The 18,225-nt window shown below is 58.1% G+C and carries 17 protein-coding genes and 1 tRNA gene; 5 read left to right on the forward strand and 13 right to left on the reverse strand.

All coding sequences use genetic code 11. The annotated features are described in order from the left end of the window. Nucleotides 1–11: 11 nt before the first annotated feature. Genes odhB through DXH95_RS10970 form a run of 5 tightly spaced genes read left to right on the forward strand, consistent with a single transcriptional unit; the run spans nt 12 to nt 4,259 of the window. Nucleotides 12–1,238 carry a 2-oxoglutarate dehydrogenase complex dihydrolipoyllysine-residue succinyltransferase gene (odhB, locus tag DXH95_RS10950; protein ID WP_115549592.1) on the forward strand — a complete coding sequence of 409 codons (1,227 nt, stop codon included), beginning with the start codon at nt 12–14 and terminating at the stop codon, nt 1,236–1,238. Continuing rightward, a complete protein-coding gene (locus tag DXH95_RS10955; RefSeq protein WP_115549593.1) occupies nt 1,238–1,540 on the forward strand; it encodes a hypothetical protein in 303 nt (100 codons plus the stop codon). The genes odhB and DXH95_RS10955 overlap by 1 nt, the downstream gene beginning before the upstream one ends. Nucleotide 1,541: 1 nt before the next feature. After that, nucleotides 1,542–2,948, forward strand: coding sequence for a dihydrolipoyl dehydrogenase (gene lpdA, locus DXH95_RS10960; RefSeq protein WP_115549594.1), 1,407 nt, complete (start codon nt 1,542–1,544; stop codon nt 2,946–2,948). Next, nucleotides 2,948–3,574: a trimeric intracellular cation channel family protein gene (locus DXH95_RS10965; RefSeq protein ID WP_115549595.1), complete on the forward strand. Its 627-nt coding sequence runs from the start codon at nt 2,948–2,950 to the stop codon at nt 3,572–3,574. The genes lpdA and DXH95_RS10965 overlap by 1 nt, the downstream gene beginning before the upstream one ends. A gap of 4 nt (nt 3,575–3,578) precedes the next feature. Continuing rightward, nucleotides 3,579–4,259 carry a PepSY domain-containing protein gene (locus DXH95_RS10970; RefSeq protein ID WP_115549596.1) on the forward strand — a complete coding sequence of 227 codons (681 nt, stop codon included), beginning with the start codon at nt 3,579–3,581 and terminating at the stop codon, nt 4,257–4,259. A 254-nt stretch (nt 4,260–4,513) separates the two neighbouring features. On the opposite strand, the gene DXH95_RS16135 is transcribed toward DXH95_RS10970, so the two are convergent. The 13 genes from DXH95_RS16135 to mnmG all read right to left on the reverse strand — a co-directional run bounded on the left by DXH95_RS16135 (nt 4,514) and on the right by mnmG (nt 18,169). Then, nucleotides 4,514–4,684, reverse strand: coding sequence for a hypothetical protein (locus tag DXH95_RS16135; protein ID WP_181883651.1), 171 nt, complete (start codon nt 4,682–4,684; stop codon nt 4,514–4,516). A 111-nt stretch (nt 4,685–4,795) separates the two neighbouring features. Next, nucleotides 4,796–5,998, reverse strand: coding sequence for a pyridoxal phosphate-dependent aminotransferase (locus tag DXH95_RS10975; RefSeq protein ID WP_115550141.1), 1,203 nt, complete (start codon nt 5,996–5,998; stop codon nt 4,796–4,798). Nucleotides 5,999–6,068: 70 nt separating this feature from the next. Further along, nucleotides 6,069–7,838 carry an aminodeoxychorismate synthase component I gene (pabB, locus tag DXH95_RS10980; protein WP_181883652.1) on the reverse strand — a complete coding sequence of 590 codons (1,770 nt, stop codon included), beginning with the start codon at nt 7,836–7,838 and terminating at the stop codon, nt 6,069–6,071. 114 nt (nt 7,839–7,952) lie between these two features. Continuing rightward, nucleotides 7,953–8,026, reverse strand: a tRNA-Gly gene (locus tag DXH95_RS10985). Nucleotides 8,027–8,074: 48 nt separating this feature from the next. After that, the gene (mobA, locus tag DXH95_RS10990) at nt 8,075–8,584 is read right to left on the reverse strand and encodes a molybdenum cofactor guanylyltransferase (RefSeq protein WP_115549598.1); all 510 of its coding nucleotides are present in this window, start codon (nt 8,582–8,584) and stop codon (nt 8,075–8,077) included. Beyond that, a complete protein-coding gene (gene fghA / locus DXH95_RS10995; RefSeq protein ID WP_115549599.1) occupies nt 8,581–9,423 on the reverse strand; it encodes an S-formylglutathione hydrolase in 843 nt (280 codons plus the stop codon). The genes mobA and fghA overlap by 4 nt, the downstream gene beginning before the upstream one ends. A gap of 36 nt (nt 9,424–9,459) precedes the next feature. After that, complete coding sequence (locus DXH95_RS11000) at nt 9,460–12,147, reverse strand: MSCRAMM family protein (protein WP_115549600.1); 2,688 nt, start codon at nt 12,145–12,147, stop codon at nt 9,460–9,462. A gap of 32 nt (nt 12,148–12,179) precedes the next feature. Next, a complete protein-coding gene (locus DXH95_RS11005; protein WP_181883653.1) occupies nt 12,180–13,007 on the reverse strand; it encodes a fimbrial biogenesis chaperone in 828 nt (275 codons plus the stop codon). 184 nt (nt 13,008–13,191) lie between these two features. Further along, nucleotides 13,192–13,692 carry a DUF4402 domain-containing protein gene (locus DXH95_RS11010; protein WP_115549601.1) on the reverse strand — a complete coding sequence of 167 codons (501 nt, stop codon included), beginning with the start codon at nt 13,690–13,692 and terminating at the stop codon, nt 13,192–13,194. Nucleotides 13,693–13,891: 199 nt separating this feature from the next. Continuing rightward, the gene (locus DXH95_RS11015; RefSeq protein WP_115549602.1) at nt 13,892–14,830 is read right to left on the reverse strand and encodes a ParB/RepB/Spo0J family partition protein; all 939 of its coding nucleotides are present in this window, start codon (nt 14,828–14,830) and stop codon (nt 13,892–13,894) included. Next, a complete protein-coding gene (locus DXH95_RS11020; RefSeq protein ID WP_115549603.1) occupies nt 14,827–15,606 on the reverse strand; it encodes a ParA family protein in 780 nt (259 codons plus the stop codon). The genes DXH95_RS11015 and DXH95_RS11020 overlap by 4 nt, the downstream gene beginning before the upstream one ends. Further along, nucleotides 15,603–16,262 (reverse strand): 16S rRNA (guanine(527)-N(7))-methyltransferase RsmG, encoded by a 660-nt coding sequence (rsmG, locus tag DXH95_RS11025; protein ID WP_115549604.1) that lies wholly within the window; start codon nt 16,260–16,262, stop codon nt 15,603–15,605. The genes DXH95_RS11020 and rsmG overlap by 4 nt, the downstream gene beginning before the upstream one ends. Further along, a complete protein-coding gene (gene mnmG, locus DXH95_RS11030; RefSeq protein ID WP_115549605.1) occupies nt 16,259–18,169 on the reverse strand; it encodes a tRNA uridine-5-carboxymethylaminomethyl(34) synthesis enzyme MnmG in 1,911 nt (636 codons plus the stop codon). Before mnmG ends, rsmG begins: the two co-directional genes overlap by 4 nt. Between the last annotated feature and the right edge of the window lie 56 nt (nt 18,170–18,225).

Here is an 18,225-nt window from a genome sequence, read left to right on the forward strand (position 1 = left end):
GAGCGAATGATATGAGCACCGAAGTCAAAGTCCCCACCCTCGGCGAATCGATCACCGAAGCGACGCTCGGCCAGTGGTTGAAAAAGCCCGGCGAGGCCGTGGCCGCTGACGAACCCATTGCCAGCCTTGAAACCGACAAGGTTGCGGTCGAGGTTCCTGCACCTGCCGCTGGCGTGATGGGCCAGTATCTGGTTCAGGAAGGCGATACGGTCAATGTCGGCGCCGTGATTGGCAGCATCGAGGCTGGTTCCGGCGCGCCAGCCGCCACCCCGGCTCCTGCGGCTGCCCCTGCGGCAACGCCTGCACCGGCAGCACCGGTCGTCGAAACGTCACCCGCTGCCACGGCAGACCTGACGCTGTCTCCTGCCGTGCGCCGCTTGGTCCTTGAACTTGGCATTGATCCGACCAAGGTCAAAGGGAGTGGCAAGGATGGCCGCTTGACCAAGGAAGATGTGCTGGCAGCTGCCAAGGGCGGCGCTCCTGCTGCACCGGCTGCTGCTCTTGCTGTATCGGCACCTGTCGCAACCGCTGCTGGCGAACGCCGCGAAGAACGCGTCAAGATGACCCGCCTGCGCCAGACGATCGCCAAGCGTCTGAAGGATGCGCAAAACACCGCGGCCTTGCTGACGACCTTCAACGATGTCGACATGTCGGCGGTGATGGAAGCGCGCAACCGCTATAAGGACAGCTTTGAAAAGAAGCATGGCGTGAAGCTGGGTTTCATGAGCTTCTTTGCCAAGGCCGCTTGCCTCGCGCTCAAGGATTTCCCGGCGGTCAACGCGCAGATCCAGGGCGAAGAGATCGTTTATCACGACTATGTCGACCTGTCGGTTGCGGTTTCCGCCCCCAATGGCCTGGTCGTCCCGGTCGTCCGCAATGTCGATCAGCTCGGCTTTGCCGATATTGAAAAGGCGATTGGCGACCTCGGCAAGCGCGCCAAGGACGGCGCTCTCACCATGGAGGACATGGCTGGCGGTACCTTCACCATCTCCAACGGCGGTATTTTCGGTGGCCTGATGTCGACACCGATCATCAATCCCCCGCAATCCGCCGTGCTCGGCCTGCACCGCATCGAAGATCGCCCGGTCGTGCGCGACGGCCAGATCGTCATCCGCCCGATGATGTATCTCGCACTCAGCTATGACCACCGCATCATCGACGGCCGCGAAGCGGTGACCGCGCTCAAGACGATCAAGGAAGCGATCGAAGATCCGACACGCTTGCTCATTGATTTGTAATGCTGCGCTTAGCTCTTTCGCTTTTCATAGCCATTTTGGGAGGGTGTTCCGACCTTGGGGGATTTGAGCAGGACCTTGATGGCGCTGAAGCAAGAGCTTGGAAACTATGTGAAGAGAGATTTGATGGTCGCGTTTATTCAGCGCCTGTATATGGCGAGACCAACGACCAACATATTCTCTTTTCGTGGAATATTGATGAAGCTGAGCGAGAAGGCGGCCCGCTATTTTGCAGAACCAACGCCGAAGGCACAAATCTGATCGAAATGCAAATGAGCAGAACAGCTACAGACGAGAGTAAGTAACATGGCAGACGACAATTACGACTATGACCTGATCGTTATCGGTGCCGGCCCCGGCGGCTATGTTGCGGCCATCCGTGCCGCACAGCTCGGCCTGAAGACCGCGTGCGTTGAAAGCCGCGAGACTTTGGGCGGGACCTGCCTCAATGTTGGCTGCATCCCGTCCAAGGCGATGCTACACGCGTCCGAGCTGTACAACGAGGCCGCCAGCGGTGCGCTCGCAAAGCTCGGCGTCAAAATCGACAAGATGAGCCTCGACCTCGAAACCATGCACGGCCAGCGCCGCGATGCGGTGAAGGGGCTGACCGGCGGGATCGAGTTCCTGTTCAAGAAGAACAAGGTCGAATGGATCAAGGGCCATGCCGCCTTCACCTCGGCTAATGCCATCGAGGTCGCGGGCAAGAGCTATACCGCCGACAATTTCATCATCGCCACTGGTTCATCGGTTACGCCGCTGCCTGGCGTTGAAGTCGACAATGCCAAGGGCATCGTCGTCGATTCAACCGGCGCGCTCGAACTTCCCAAGGTGCCCGACCATCTGGTTGTGATCGGAGGCGGCGTGATCGGGCTGGAACTCGGCTCAGTATGGCGCCGCTTGGGCGCGAAGGTCACCGTCGTCGAATATCTCGACCAGATCCTGCCCGGCATGGACGGCGACGTTCGCAAGGAAGCGAACAAGATCTTCAAGAAGCAGGGTTTTGAATTCAAGCTGTCGACCAAGGTTACCGGCGTACAGGTGAAAGGCAAGAAGGCGACCCTAACCGTCGAACCCGCCGCAGGTGGCGCGAGCGAAACCATCGAAGCCGATTGCGTCCTCGTTTCGATCGGTCGTCGTCCCAATACCGATGGCCTTGCGCTCGACAAGGCAGGTCTGACGGTCAACAAGCGCGGCCAGATCGACATTGATCATGAATTCGGTACCTCGGTCCCCGGAATCTGGGCCGTCGGCGATGTTGTCCCGGGCCCGATGCTTGCGCACAAGGCCGAAGATGAGGGCATTGCCTGCGCCGAATATGTCGCGGGACTGACCGGCATCATAAATCATGACGTCATCCCCTCTGTTGTCTACACATGGCCCGAAATAGCCGGTGTCGGGCTGACCGAAGAGGCAGCCAAGGCCAAAGGCGAAATCAAGGTTGGCAAATTCCCGATGATGGCGAACAGCCGCGCCAAGACCAACCATGAGCCCGACGGATTCGTCAAAGTGATCTCCGACGCCGCGACCGACCGCGTGCTCGGCGTGTGGTGCATTGCGAGCGTCGCGGGCACGATGATCGCCGAAGCGGCTTTGGCGATGGAATTTGGCGCAACGTCCGAAGACATCGCCTACACCTGCCACGCGCACCCGACCCATTCGGAAGCGCTGAAAGAAGCCGCAATGGCGGTGCAGGGCAAACCGATCCACATGTGATGGAAGACGGTGTCGCCGAGATCGCGCCTGCACTGATCGCTGCGCTCGATCTGTTCGGCATAGCTGTCTTTGCCGCTTCTGGTGCGCTCGCCGCAGCACGGCTCAAGCAAACGCTGGTCACATTTGCCTTTTTCGCGCTGCTCACCGGAGTAGGTGGAGGCACGGTGCGCGACCTGCTGATCGGTGCGCCGGTTTTCTGGGTGCAGGACTGGCGCTTTCCAGCGACCTGCCTAGCCACTGCCCTTTTGGTTTGGCTGACCCCCGTCCGCATCTGGAGCCCGCGCGCGCTTGACTGGTTCGACGCGGTGGGGCTCGCGGTCTATTCGGTCTTTGGTGCCTGGAAGGCGGCGAGTCTTGGGATCGGACCGCTGCCTGCGATGATGATGGGCGTGATTACCGCCTGCGTCGGCGGCGTCATACGCGACATGCTGGCGGGTGTTCCGTCAATCATCTTGCGCCCCGAACTCTATGTGACGGCGTCAGCATTGGCGGCAGGCCTTTATGTTCTGCTCTTCTGGCTCGGTATGCCTATAATATTGGCCGCCGCCATAAGTGCGGCCGCAGGCTTCGCATTACGAGCCGCCGCCATTCAAAAGGGATTGGCCATTCCGGCCTATAAAGGATGAGCGCATGAAATATGGCACGCTGCACAAATGGCATGTCTGGCTCGGCTGGCTGGTCGGCGTGCCGCTGATCTTTTGGACTGCATCGGGACTGTTCATGGTTGCTCGTCCGATCGAGGAAGTTCGCGGCGAACATTTGCGAGCCAAGCCAGCACCGATAGCAGCAATCGCACCGACAGCTCCATTCCTCGGCGGACGTACTGTCGAGAAACTCACGCTAGAACAGCGCGCAGACGGTCCGGTCTGGCTCATTCGCTATACCGATGGCGGTGAACGGCGTGCAGATCCCGCAACGGGTAAGTTGCTGCCTCGGCCCGGTGCGCGCGAGGTGCGGGCGCTCGCCGAAAGCTATTATCGCGGGAAGTCAGCGATAGCGTCTGTCCAGCTCTTTCCTGCCGATAGGGAGCCGATGGAACTGCGCCGCGGGCGTCCAGCATGGCAGGTGGCGCTAAAAGATGGAACCAACCTTTACGTTGATGCGGAAAGCGGCAGCCTGCTTGCGGTGCGTACTCCACAATGGCGTGTCTTCGATTTTATGTGGGGGTTGCACATCATGGACCTGCAAACACGCGAGGATACGAGTCATCCGATTCTCATCGGCTTTGCGGGACTTTCATTGTTAAGCCTGCTGATGGCATTCGGGCTTTTGATTGCACGCCAGCGGCGTAAATCAGCGGCAGCATCATAAAGAAACGCCCGCGCCGGAAATGCCGGTCGCGGGCGAAGCAGCAGCAGGTTTCGGGTCGCAGAAAGCCTACTGCTTGGGGAAATTTGAGGCGGAACCAACTGCCCTAACCCCCAACGAATCGCATTTTACAACGACTCATAGATGCGACAAAGCGATTCCCTACTGACGATGCCTGCCTTCATGCATGTCACGGGATTCAAACAAATATATCTATATGTAATTCGTTAATTTCCCGGCTTTTCCGGGACCGAAAGTCAGTTTGTCGAAACGAACGACAGCGACTCGATAACGACAGCCTTGCCCTCATAACCCTCTGTCTCGGCGCTTGCCGGACGAACCAGTGCAATACCTGCGATGCCCAAAGCGAAACCGCCAGCAAGGCTCAAGAACAGGTCAGAGCGAAAAAAGGCAATCATGCGAGTCATCAAAAGAGCTTCTGGCTGGAGTCGTGCTGTCGACGCTGCCGCTAGAGCAGCATCGACGCTTTCTCAACCATGACGCTGGTTAAGCCCGACTTAACAACCGGCAAATTGCGGTCAAACGAGTGCTGCGCACGCCGACTGGATTCGGGTGCAGGCCTCCTTGAGCGCTTCGGTCGATGTCGCATAGCTGATGCGGAAACCCGGCGAGAGGCCGAAGGCGGCGCCGTGCACTGCAGCTACATTCCAGTCTTCGAGGAAATAGTCGATCAGATCGGCGTCGGTTTCGATCTTTTTGCCCTTGGGCGTGGTCTTGCCCATCACACCGCTCGCATCGGGATAGACGTAGAAGGCTCCTTCGGGCGTCGGGCAGCTGAGGCCAGGCGCGTCGTTGAGCATCGCCACCACCAGATCACGCCGTTCCTTGAACTTGGCGTTGCGCTCCTTGAGGAAATCCTGCGGACCATTGAGTGCGGCAGCCACAGCATATTGGCTGATCGAGCAAGGGTTGCTGGTCGATTGCGACTGAAGGTCGCCCATCGCCTTGATCAGCCATTCGGGGCCACCCGCATAACCAATCCGCCAGCCGGTCATCGCATAGGCCTTGGACGCACCGTTCATGGTCAGCGTGCGGTCGTACAAATCGGGACAGACCTGGAGCATCGTTGCGAAAGGCTGCTGCGCGTACCAGATATGCTCATACATATCGTCGGTCAGCAGCATGACATGCGGATGCTTGAGCAATACTTCGCCCAACGCCTGCAGTTCGAGCGCTGTATAGGCGGCACCCGTCGGGTTCGATGGTGAGTTCAGGATCAGCCAGCGGGTCTTGGGCGTAATCGCTGCATCAAGCTGCGCCGGGGTTATTTTATAGCCCTGATCCGCGCCCGCCAGCAGAACAACTGGCGTACCGCCCGCAAACTGGACGATGTCGGGATAGCTGACCCAATAGGGCGCGGGGATGATCACCTCATCACCCTTGTCGACGGTCGCCACTAGCGCGTTGAACAAGGTGTGCTTGCCGCCCGCATTCACCGTGATCTGCTTGGTGGTGTAATCAATACCATTATCGCGCTTGAACTTCGCCTGGATCGCCAACTTGAGTTCAGGGATGCCATCAACGGCAGTATATTTGGTCTTGCCCGACCGGATTGCCTCGATCGCCGCATCCTTTACGAAGTCCGGTGTATCGAAATCGGGTTCACCAGCTGACAAGCCAATCACATCCAATCCTCGCGCTTTCATTTCCAGCACACGGCCCGACATAGCGAGCGTGGGCGAGGGGGCGATGCGGCCAAGGGCGGCGGAGAGCCTGTCGATCATTTCTTATTCCCGAAGCTAGTTTGGACGAAGCAAGATTGCGCGCCCGCCCCTAGAGCGAGCGTGGAAATTACGCAACCCTTCTGGCCGGGATCAGACCGCGCAAACTGTTGCCCAGCAGAAATTGGCCTGTCACATCAGCGACCTTCAGATCCGCTTCGATGGCGCGCCCGCTTTCGATCAGTTCACGACGCAGCACAGAAGGCAGCAACCCGCGCGACAATGGGGGGGTGCAAAGCTGGCCATCGCGCTCGATATAAATACAGGTGAAGCTGCCTTCGGTAAGATTACCATCCCGGTCGATGAACAGCACCTCATCCACCGGAGCGGCATTTCGCGCGTCATCGTAGAAAGCCCTGTCCGTCGTCTTATGTCGTAGGCGAAAATCGGTGCCATCAACGGGAAGAGGGAGTATGGCCACGCGGAACGGCTCATCGGTTATCGCCGGAGCAATGCCTATCTCAATCGACAGGCTGCCGCTGCGCGAAGCCAGCAGACGTATCTTGGCGTCATGATCGAGATGGAAGGTGGCGGCGTGCAGCCGGTTGCGTGCCTCGTGCCGGTCAAATTCGAAATCGAGCGCCTGCGCACTCGCCTTTATCCGCTCTAGATGCAGTTCCAGGCGCAGTATCCCGGAGGCGGGTTCGAACCGCATGGTTTCAATCAGATCAAAGTCGCGTCGCTGCACCCGCGCAAATTCCCCCTTGGCCAGGCACTCTGCCCATTCAGTTGCAACTTCGGAATCTGCAACCACCCCCGAACCAAGCCCCAAGCTTGCCTGCTTGTCCGCTTCGTTCAAGTGAAATGTGCGAATGGCAACGTTGAAGGCGGCATCGCCATGGGGATCGATGCGCCCGATTGAACCGCAATAGATGCCGCGGGGGCTGGTCTCCACCTCATCGATAATCTCCATCGCGCGGATCTTTGGTGCCCCGGTGATCGAGCCGCAGGGATAGATAGCGCGAAGCAAATCGACTGCATCCTTGCCATTGTCCAACTCCGCCGTAACCGTTGAGGTCATCTGGTGAACCGTGGGGTAGCTTTCCACCGCAAAAAGGTGCGGTACTTCCACCGAAGCGGCCTTGGCGATGCGCGACAGATCATTGCGCAGCAGATCGACGATCATCAAATTCTCGGCACGCTGCTTGGGATCGGTGCGCAATTCGTCTGCCAAAGTCTTGTCAGTAATCGCATCTGCTCCGCGTATGGCGGTTCCCTTCATCGGCTTTGCCGTAACCCGGCCGTCACGCAGCGCGAAGAACAGCTCGGGTGAGAAGGAGAGAAACCAGTCCTGCCCTGTCCAGATCACGCCACCATAGCCCGCCGCCGCTCGCGGCCGGATTGCGGCATAAAGCGCCAGCGGATTGCCCGCATAACGCGCGCTTGCCCTGAAAGTCAGGTTTGCCTGGTAGATATCGCCTGCCTCGATATAGTCTTCGACCGCATCAAACGCGTCGCCATAGGCTGCACGACTGATAGAGGGCCGCACCGCACCCAACCAGCTGCCATCGGATGCGGGTAGCTGGCTTGGAATTATGTCCGCCCCGATTTCTTCATAGCCGTCGAAAATCCCAAACCAGCAAAGCGGCTTCGGCATTTGCCGCCCTGCCAGCTTAGCCGACAATTTCGGTTCAAGTGCAAATCCGGCTTCGTAGGACAGAAATCCTGCGACGTGCCTCCCGGCCTGCTGAGCCAACTTTAGCTCGTCGAAAGCATGTTCCAGTTCAACTGCATCGGTTGCGACAATCGTTCTTTGTGGCCTCGTGTACAACCGGGCAGGCGACGCATCGCCGCGCCGGGCATCGTCAAGCAGGACAAAGGGCTCAGTCACGTCGATCATGGTGGACGCTATAACGGCTTTAGCGATTTGGAAAAGGCTGGAGAGGGTGAGGGGGAGTCGTAGACGAACGCGCATCGCGCGGACAATCGAACCCGGCGCGTTCGAAGAACGGGCTGGAGCGGGTGAGGGGAATCGAACCCCCGTCGTCAGCTTGGGAAGCTGCTGCTCTACCATTGAGCTACACCCGCGATTCGCGTTTTCTAAGATACGCATGGAACGTCGCAAGCGCCAGCCTGCTAAGGCAGATCGTCCAGGCGATTGATGTTCCGCAGAGGGGTGCCAAGTTCCACCCGTCGCGCTCCGATATGGTCGGCAAACTTGTAAACTGAACGGTTCGCCGAATCCGAAAGCCAATCGAGGAGCACCTCCCGCATCGATACGGGCCACAATCCGACAATCGGCATATCCGCAACTATCGCAGGCCCCGCATCCAGCCGTTCCGCAAGGTCAGCCGGAATCCCGATTACGTCGCAGCCTGAACTGAGCACCGCATCAAAATCATGACGCCATGCATGATCAAGGGCGCCGGCAAGGCCGCCGAGCGGGCCAATCCCCGCCTCCGGCAAATCGGCGGCCTTGGAAAGTCCCGGCCATTCGCGCCCCGCGACAACCAGTTCGGTAACCTGCGGTCGCACGACATCGGCAACATGGTCGAGCAGCGCCCGTCCCTCGTAAAGCGCCTCAGCCTTGTCCGAGCCAAACCGACGCGATTGACCACCAGCAAGGATCGCGCCGAGCAGCTTCATTTCAGCCGTTCGGCGTGCCAGGCAAGGTGATCGGCCATGAAGGTCGAGATGAAATAATAGCTGTGGTCATAGCCGGGCTGCATTCGGATCGTTGCCTTCTGCTCCGCCTTGGCACAGGTTTCTTCGAGCAAATGCGTTTTCAACTGCTCGGCTAGGAAATTGTCGGCCTCCCCTTGATCGACGAGCAAGTCAGGTAGGCGTGCGCCGCCATCAATCAGCGCACAGGCATCATATTCCGACCAGGCATTTCGATGTTGCCCCAGATATCCGCCCAACGCCTTTTGCCCCCACGGAACCTGTGCAGGCGCAACGATCGGCGCAAAGGCAGAGGTCGAACGGAAGCGACCCGGATTGCGTAGCGAAATCGTCAGCGCGCCATGCCCACCCATAGAATGGCCCATGATTCCCTGGGCGGACATATCGACGGCGAAATTGCTTGCGATTAACCCGGGCAGTTCGCGCTCGACATAGCTGCGCATCCGGTAGTGCTGCGCAAAGGGCGCTTCGGTCGCGTCGACATAGAAGCCCGCACCCAGTCCGAAATCATAGGCGCCATCGGCATCGTCGGGCACGCCCTCTCCGCGCGGCGAGGTGTCGGGCGCGACGAAAATCAATCCGAGTTCGGCGCACGCGCGGCGAAACTCGCCTTTCTCGGTCACATTAGCGTGGGTGCAGGTTAGGCCCGAGAGATACCAGACCACTGGCAATTTAGCACCCGGAGCATGGTCGGGGACGAACACCGAAAAGGTCATTGTGGTTCCGGTTTCGACAGATGCATGAGAATAGACCCCCTGCGTTCCGCCGAAACTGCGATTGGTCGATAGCGTTTCGATTGTCATACCACCGACAAAGCCTGTTGCCGCGAACAGGTCAAGTCAGTTGCTTGCGGCAATACGCTGCGACGGTTTCAAGATGACTTGCCCCAGATCGACCGTCGGGCTCTTACGATCGAGAGAGGCGGCCACGCTGATTTCGGGCTGCACTCCCACGATACTCGCGGCCACCGCGCCGACGCGAAGGCGGTATTGGCCATAGGGCACACTCTCGAACAGGAAAAAGCCGTCATATTCGCTGCGCGTGCTTTTCACGACACGACCGGCCTTGTCGAGCAGCTCGATATCCACGCCATTTAGCGACTTCCCGCCCTCTTTGAGCAAATAACCACTGATTTCACCTGCTGACACCAACGGCAGTTCAACGACAATCGGAATCCCTGGCCGCGGGACGACGACCATCCCGCTATTGGCAGGCTGCACAAACGGATCAGGCAGGCTGCTTGCATCAATTCCGATCAGGATCGGTACATAAGGTTCCAGTCCTCCGATAACGGTCTGCCCCGCATCGTCGGTAGCTCTGCCACGCCCATTCAAGCCGGCAGTAATTTCTATCGCTTTTTCAACAGGTTCGTTCGGTTGACGGATGCCATCCACATTCTGGTCCTGATAGACCAGCACCGCAGCCTGACCACTTGACGCCAGCTTTTCCGACGACATGTGGAAGCCCTTGCCATGCGGATTGGGACCCATGCTAAAGGCAAGGCTGATCTGCGCGGCAACCGCGCCATCGGTTGCGCCCATGACCTGGCCGGTTAATGCAAACTTCTCGAACTGCCGCGTATAGCCAAATGTCGCGCGCGCGCGTTTGTTGCGCGCGTCATAGCCAAGCTCGGCCCGCCAGTTCGCCTTATCATCCGCACGCCATTCGCCGGTGATGCGCGATTCCTTGAAACCGGTTTCACCCATCAAGCCAAAGCGCGCTTCACCGCGCAAGCGCAACCCGCCCACTCGGCCGCTGAGGCGCAATTGTGCGTCAAGCTTTTGCGGGGGATCGGTACCGAAGGCGAATTTCGTCTGCTCCCAGATTATGTCGGTAGATGCAGCTATATTCTTGATATTAAATGATATTCTGCCTTTGGCTTCGATAGTCCGATTGCCGTTCAACCACTCACGCAGCGTCGCGCTTACACCGTAAGGGATTGATCTTGTTCCGATTTTAATGCTGTGATCGACAGAGAGCATATGCTCTCCACGCAACCCCGGCAGATATTGCTCGCTGCGGAAACCACCAAACAGCCATAGCGACTGGGCACCGACCATAGCCTGGCCAAATTGGCCAAGCATCTGACCGCGGACCGCATATCCGCCATCGATATTAGCCGCTCCTGCTACTTCGACCAGTGTCGGGCCGACTGCACGGCGAACCATGGCTTCGAAATAGCTGTCACGGCGGCCTTCATAGATCGAACTTATCGCCGACGCGCCGACAGAGGTCTTCGCATCAAGCCCCCGTTCGACACCGAAACCGGCACGCAAACCATTATAGGGCTGCTCATCACTATCACCAAAGTTGAAAAGATCGCGGCCAGCATCTTGGATGCCCGCCCAATAATAGGTTTCGCGCGGCGGAATCGAATTGGCCCCGACCGGGATCATCCGGACATCGCGCTTGATCTGACCCTGCGGACCATACAGCACGACTTCCATGCGGTTTTGGCCATAGAGCAACGGAACATCGAGAAATTCGTAGCGCCCATCGCCGCGACTCTGGAAATAGCCGATCAGCTGGTCGTTGCGATATAGCTCGGCATCCCATCCATCGGGCAGTTCGCCCCGGAAGCTGGTTCGATCAAAATTATCAGGCCGCGACAAGGGGCGGTTGGTGACAAAAAGCCCGCGACCGGCGGTTGTCTGGCTGCCCAGGAAGGATGCGGGCAGTGAAACGTCGCCGATCCCGAAATGCGTGGCCTTCAGTGGCCCGAGCAGAGTACCCTCTGCGCTCGTCCGATAGGCGCGCACGCGAAAGCTTTCGGGAACACCATTTTCGTTCGAAGACAAACGCGCGTCATAAGAGGCACCCGCGATTTCACCGCTGGCAAAGATATCATAACGCGCGTTGAATTTGGCTGGGCCCTGCGCATCCTTGGTAAAGCCTGTTGACGCCACGACGTCGAACGAAGGCGTACGCCAAAAACGATAAGGATCCTTGGCTTGCGGAAGATTACGCAGGTCAAAGGTTGCAGCCGGGCGGACTTTGGCGGCGCGTTCTTTGCGCTCTTCGGCCAGTTCGAACGGCAATTTGCGATCCGCCTTCACAACAAGCATCGCGTCGGACAGATCGGGAGTCAGCGACACATCGAGCCAACGGCTGAGCGCTTTGCTGTCCACGCACCAGCCTTCGGGCGTATCATAAATATCCGACGCAGCGAGCGCCGAACTTTTGTTCATGATTTGTACCCTACCCGCTTCGCGGTCGAGGGTGAATGTCCGGCTTTCTTCGAACAACCAGCCAGTTGCGCGGCGCGACTTTTTATCCAGCCGTACCGGAAGGTCGAAAGCTATGATGATGTCAGCAAAATCGATGCAAACGCCGGCGTCGGTCTGATAGCCGCGCACGCCATCGCCCACACGGTAGCGACCGGCGCGCACGTCGAGAAGCAATTGGTCATCGTCGCTGGCTTTCCATCCGCTCTGCGCAAAGGCAGAAGCCACCGGGGCCGTGACAGCTCCGGTGGCAATAGCCAGGGCAACTAGGCCTTGGCAAAAGATGGAAAATATCGACTTCATAGTCGTTTTCGGTCTGGGTCAATCCCGACGGATCAGCGCACCACGGTCCGCAATTCGGTGATCAGGCCTCCGCCATTTTCGGGCGTGTCATGATAAGAGATTACAATCTCTCCGCCTCGGATGACTGCAGCCTCTTCTTCGTTTAATGGAAGCTCGACTTTGCGCTTTTCAATCTCAGGATAGATAGCGATGCCCTTTTGCACGATGATCGGCTTGGACTGGCCGGGCTTGCTGACGCGAAACTCGCCATAGACCGAACGGCTACCTTTTCGTGTAGCATCCAATGCGAGCACCGGGCCGTCCTCGTCGCGGTCCAGCCGGGCGTTGGCCAAGGCAGCAGTCGCTGAAAGTTCACCCTTGCGCACGATGATAGGAATGGTGATGCCGTATAGCGGCACCAACTGGATCTTAAGGCCTTCCGGCTGGGCTTCCTGCGTCACCGGCGTCGATTTGGGAATCGAACGGAACAGCATATGGACGCGATACTCGCCGTCGGGCAGCGTGTCGGCCGGGTTGAGGCCGATACGGATCGACTGCGGCTGGTTGGGCGGCAGTGTCACCCGGCGCGGCGCGTAGCGGACCAAATTCAGCGCTGCTTTTTCAGCATCGGTCGTCCCCGCAGGATCGATATCTTCCAACCGACCGTCGGCATTCATCCGCTTGATTTCCAGCGAGATACGATAGGTGGTTTCTTCCGCACCGATATTGTTCAGGATCACCTGGGTTCCGCGCTTTCCATCAAGGATAACGCGTGTCGGCGCGACCAAAAGGTCGCCCTGTGCACTTGCTGGAGATGTCGAGACCGAAAACAGCCCGATACTTCCGGCAATCAACGTGATGGTTTTCCACCAAAACTTCATATGTTTAACCCTGTCCAAATGGTCCGATATGGCGCGGAAACGCAAATTTCGCTCCATAACGGACTAACAGGACATGGTTACCAAGCCGCTAACGATGGACCTCGGACAAAGAAAAACCCCAGCAGGCCTTGGCCCACCGGGGTCGTTCAAATTCCAGCCGCAGCGTGACGCTGCGGATCAGAACTTACTGATATTCAGCCGTCACGTCGAACGTACCGGTGTAAGCACCAGCGGTCTGGTTCGGGTTCAGCGAGATCGTACCGCCGACATAAACGGTTTCCGGTGTGGTCGAGCTGTAAACGATGCTGCTGGTCGACAGACCGAGACCCGACAGGGCGATCGGTGCGCCGGGTCCGGTCAGCGAGCTAGGGTTGCCAACGGTCAGATCGATGGTTTCGCCGTTGGTTGCCTGCGAAACATGGAAACGACCTGCGCTGCTTCCGCTGATGGCGATGACGCCCGTGCCAACAGCGGTAGCTGCGGCGCCAGCACCGATGGTCACGGTTCCACCAGCGGCCGAAGCGGCAACAACGCCAAAGTCCAGCGGCGCGTCGACGGTGATGGCGACGGCAGCGAGTACGTCTACGGTAGCCTGAGCCTGCTCAGTGGCGGCATAAGCGGCATTCGAAACCATGCCGGTAGCGATAACTGCGCCAGCAAGCGCAAGCTTCATTTTGTTGATCATGTATCTGGTCCTTTTGCGACGAACTATAAAAATCGGGAATGCCCCACTGCATTCACTGTCGCTTTTGGCAGCCGAATCATAAAACGATGCTTCTTTGCTTGGTTAATGCAATTTAAGCATATCGAGTATTAATCTTTATATTTTAATATCTTAACAGGTTAACGGCTGAAAAACGCCGTTTACTATCCGCAGAACAAGTTCAGAATTGTTCGCCCGTAAGCCTTTGGCAAAGCATGTCGAGTTGATCGAGGCTGCGATATTCAAAGGTCACCGCCCCTGCCCCGCCAGGCCCTTTATGCGCGATGCGTACCTTCAGCCCCAGAAGATCGCCCAGATGCTGCTCGACCGCGCGGATATCTGCGTCGTTCGCCGGGCCATCGCGGCTGATGCGGGGCTTTGCGGCGCTGCCGTCCTGAACGCGGGATTTGCGGACAAGCGCTTCGATCTGGCGAACCGATAGGCCCTGTTTGACGACCAGCGCCGCGAGGCGGGCATTATCATCAACGCCAATAAGTGCACGGGCATGACCCATGGACAGCTTGCCCTCTATTACCAGTTCGCGCACGAGCGAGGGCAACTCCAGCAGCCGCATCATATTGGCGACATGGCTGCGCGATTTCTCAACGATCGCGGCCAACTCACTCTGGCTGTGCCCGAAATCTTCGCACAGCTTGCGATAAGCCTCGGCCTCTTCAATCGGATTGAGGTCCTGCCGCTGGATATTCTCGATCAGCGCGATCTCAAGCGTTTCCTCGTCGGAAAGATTGCGAATAATGGCTTTAATTTGGTGGAGTTGGGCGCGTTGCGCCGCGCGCCAGCGCCGTTCACCAGCGACAATTTGATAGCTCCCGCCATGCGGGCGAACGAGGATGGGTTGAATCAGGCCGTGCCGCTTCAGGCTTTGCGCCAGTTCCTCAATCGACTCGTCAGTAAAATGCCTGCGCGGTTGCGAGGGGTTGGGGTGGATATCGGCCGTCGCAATCGACGAAACGCCCTCGGCAGCAGCAAGCGTTACCTTCTGCTCGCCACCGCTCGCTACGCGACCCGCGCTTCGATCGAGCGAAACCTCACCAAGCAAGGCGTCGAGCCCACGGCCTAGACCCATTTTCTTGCGCACAGGTTTTTCGCCGTCACTCATGCAGCCAACTCCTCAGCCGGCAGACGCGCCAACAGTTCGCGAGCCAGACTCATATAAGCTTCGGAACCAGTGCACCGATGATCATAGATCAAGGCGGGCAAACCATGGCTGGGCGCTTCGGACAAGCGCACATTGCGCGGAATGACGGTTTCGAACACCAATCCACTCAGGCAACTGCGCACATCTTCGGCAACTTGCTCGGTCAGACGATTGCGCCGGTCATACATGGTCAACGCAACACCAAGAATCGATAATGAGGAATTGAAACGCTGCTGGATACGTTCAACTGTTTGTAAAAGCTGACTTAAACCTTCCAGCGCAAAGAATTCGCATTGCAATGGAACAAGGATGGAATCGGCTGCAACCAGTGCATTGATGGTCAACATCCCCAGCGACGGCGGGCAGTCAATCAGGCAGACATCCCAGCGCGCCTCTTCAAGTGCCAGCGCCTTTTGCAGTTTGTGCGCGCGATCGGTATGTTCTACCAGCTCGACCTCTGCCCCCGAAAGGTCAACTGTAGCGGGCAGAATATCGAGGCCGGGTATCATGGTCGATGACACTGCCTCGTCCAGCGTCGCATCGCCCATCATCACATCATAGCTGCTATATTGACGGTCTGCGGTCTTCACGCCCAATCCGGTCGAGGCATTGCCCTGTGGATCGAGATCGATCAACAAGCAGCGACGCCCACATGCAGCCAGCGCGGTTGCAAGGTTGATCGCCGTCGTCGTTTTCCCGACTCCACCCTTCTGATTTGCAATGGCGATACGGATCATCTTTTCTGCCGTCCTTTTGCCAGCCCCGTTTTGGCACTGGTTCCGCGCACTGAACCTACCAATATCCCCGCATCAGGGTCGGTCACGCTGGGTTGAACCGAAAAATCCAAATCCCACGCCTTGCTGGCTTCCTCAAGCTCATTAACCGCATTTCGTCCCTTTGGCAGCAACCACATCGTCTTATCTGTGGAAAATCGTTCTGCGAGCGAAAGCAACTTCGGTAAAGGTGCGAAGGCGCGGGCACTAATGACATCATATTGGACGGTTTCCACGCGTTCGACCGGCATTCCTGCGACTGAGGCCCGTCCTTCTATCCCGACCTGTCGGATGGCCCGATCTAAATAGTCGATTCGCTTTGCGCGCGATTCCACCAGCGTCACTTGCCAATCGCTCAGCAAGGCAATCACAATTCCCGGGAAGCCCGCGCCAGAGCCAAGATCGATCCAGTTGCCCGAGCGGACAGGTGCCGAGAGTAACAATTGGGCGCTATCAACAATGTGTCGTGCCCAAATATACTCTAAGGTCGACGCAGAGATCAAATTCTGCTGGCTGGCCTCGGCTTTCAAGAATGTGACGAACGCGTCGAGGCGGCCCCATGTTTCACGTGAAACATTAAACTGTTCAGCAAGCCAGGCTTTGGCTTCATCTTCGGTCATGCAGCCTGCTTGTCGGCGCTTTGCGCGCGTTTGGCGTGAACAAGGATCGCCGCCAAGGCCGCAGGCGTGACGCCCCGGATTCGGCTGGCAGCAGCTAATGTGTCAGGCCGGGAAGCACTCAGGCGTTCGACCATTTCATTCGAAAGCCCGGCAATCGATTTGTAATCCAGAGTGGCAGGTATGCCGATGCGTTCATTCGCCGCCAGATCGCGCAATTCCGCAGCTTGCCGGTCAACATAGGGTGCATAGCGCCCATCCTGTTCGACTTCGGCAATGATTTCAGCCGACCACATTTCCTCTATGTTATCGTCCAGAGATGTTCCACGTGGAACTTTGATCAAATCCTGCAGCCGCACCTCGGGGAATCGGAGCCAATCGATCATCGTCAACTTACCCGAATCACGCTTTACATGGATGCCAGCTGCAATCAGTTGATCCGCCGACGCGCTCTGCTGCAAATATCCGTCCAACCGCGCCTTTTCCGAAGCATAGCTGTCATAGTGCCGCCTGCGGGCATCACCGATCACGCCGCACTCGATGCCGATCGGCGTGAGCCGCGTAGCTGCGTTGTCTGCACGCAGACGCAGGCGATATTCAGCCCGCGCGGTTAGCATGCGATATGGTTCGGTCACGCCATGCAAGACGAGATCATCTACCATCACCGCAATATAGCTGTTCGACCTGTCGATTGCTGGAAAATCCCGATCCAATATCCAGCTCGCGGCACCCATTCCAGCTACCAGCCCCTGCGCAGCCGCCTCTTCATATCCCGTCGTACCATTGATTTGTCCCGCGCAGTACAGCCCTTCAAATCCTTGAATTTTTAACGAACGGTCTAGCGCACGCGGATCGATATAGTCATATTCGACAGCATAGCCGGGTACCGCCATCTCAACATGTTCCAGCCCCTTCATCGAACGCACCATAGCCATTTGCACATCAGTCGGAAGCGATGTCGAAATCCCGTTGGGATAGATCAGATGGCTGTCCAGACCTTCAGGCTCTAGGAATACCTGGTGGCCGTCACGGTCACCAAAGCGGAAGATCTTGTCCTCGATCGATGGGCAGTAGCGTGGACCCTGTCCCTGAATCGCGCCCCCAAAAAGCGGCGACCGGTCGAGGCCACCTCGAATAATTTCGTGGGTTTGGCCGTTGGTGCGCGTGATCGCGCAAAAAAGCTGGGGAACATGGCGCCTGACTGTCATCGACGACATCGTCCAGTCAGCACCATCGGAAGGCTGTTCCTCTAGCGCCGCCCAATCAATAGTCCGACCATCTAGCCGCGGCGGCGTCCCGGTCTTCAGCCTGGCCATTGGCAAACCGGCGCCGCGTATTTGCTCTGCCAGTTTCAACGCCGACGCTTCGCCAATGCGACCACCAGTCAGCCGCTCCTCGCCGCGGAACAGGGTTCCGCCCAGAAAAGTTCCCGTGCACAAAATCACGGCGCGCGTGCCGAGAATCGTACCATCCGCCAGCTCGAGACCTGAAATGCGCCGGTCATTCTCCGCTCGAAAGCAGAGTGCGGCTGCCTCGCCTTCGATGATCGACAAATTTTCAGTATCAGCCACTTGTCTGTGAATCGATGCTTTGAACAGTTTCCGGTCGGCCTGCACTCGCGGGCCCTGAACAGCCGCACCCTTTGATGCGTTGAGCATCCGATAATGGATCGCCGCATCGTCGGCAGCGCGCGCTATCAGTCCATCAAAGGCATCAACCTCACGAACAAGATGGCCCTTGCCCAGCCCGCCGATCGCCGGGTTGCACGACATCGCACCTATGGTTTCTGCAGAAAAACTGACCAGCCCGACCCGCACACCCATGCGCGCAGCGGCAGCAGCTGCCTCTACGCCTGCATGACCTCCGCCCACCACAAGAACGTCAAAGTCTCTATCCGACCGAATTGTCATGGCCCGCGCATAGCCGAAGAGGGTACCAGGGTCAAAGGCGCTCGAAATGTTCCACG

Source organism: Sphingorhabdus pulchriflava, assembly GCF_003367235.1.
In the GTDB taxonomy this organism is placed as follows: domain Bacteria; phylum Pseudomonadota; class Alphaproteobacteria; order Sphingomonadales; family Sphingomonadaceae; genus Sphingorhabdus_B; species Sphingorhabdus_B pulchriflava.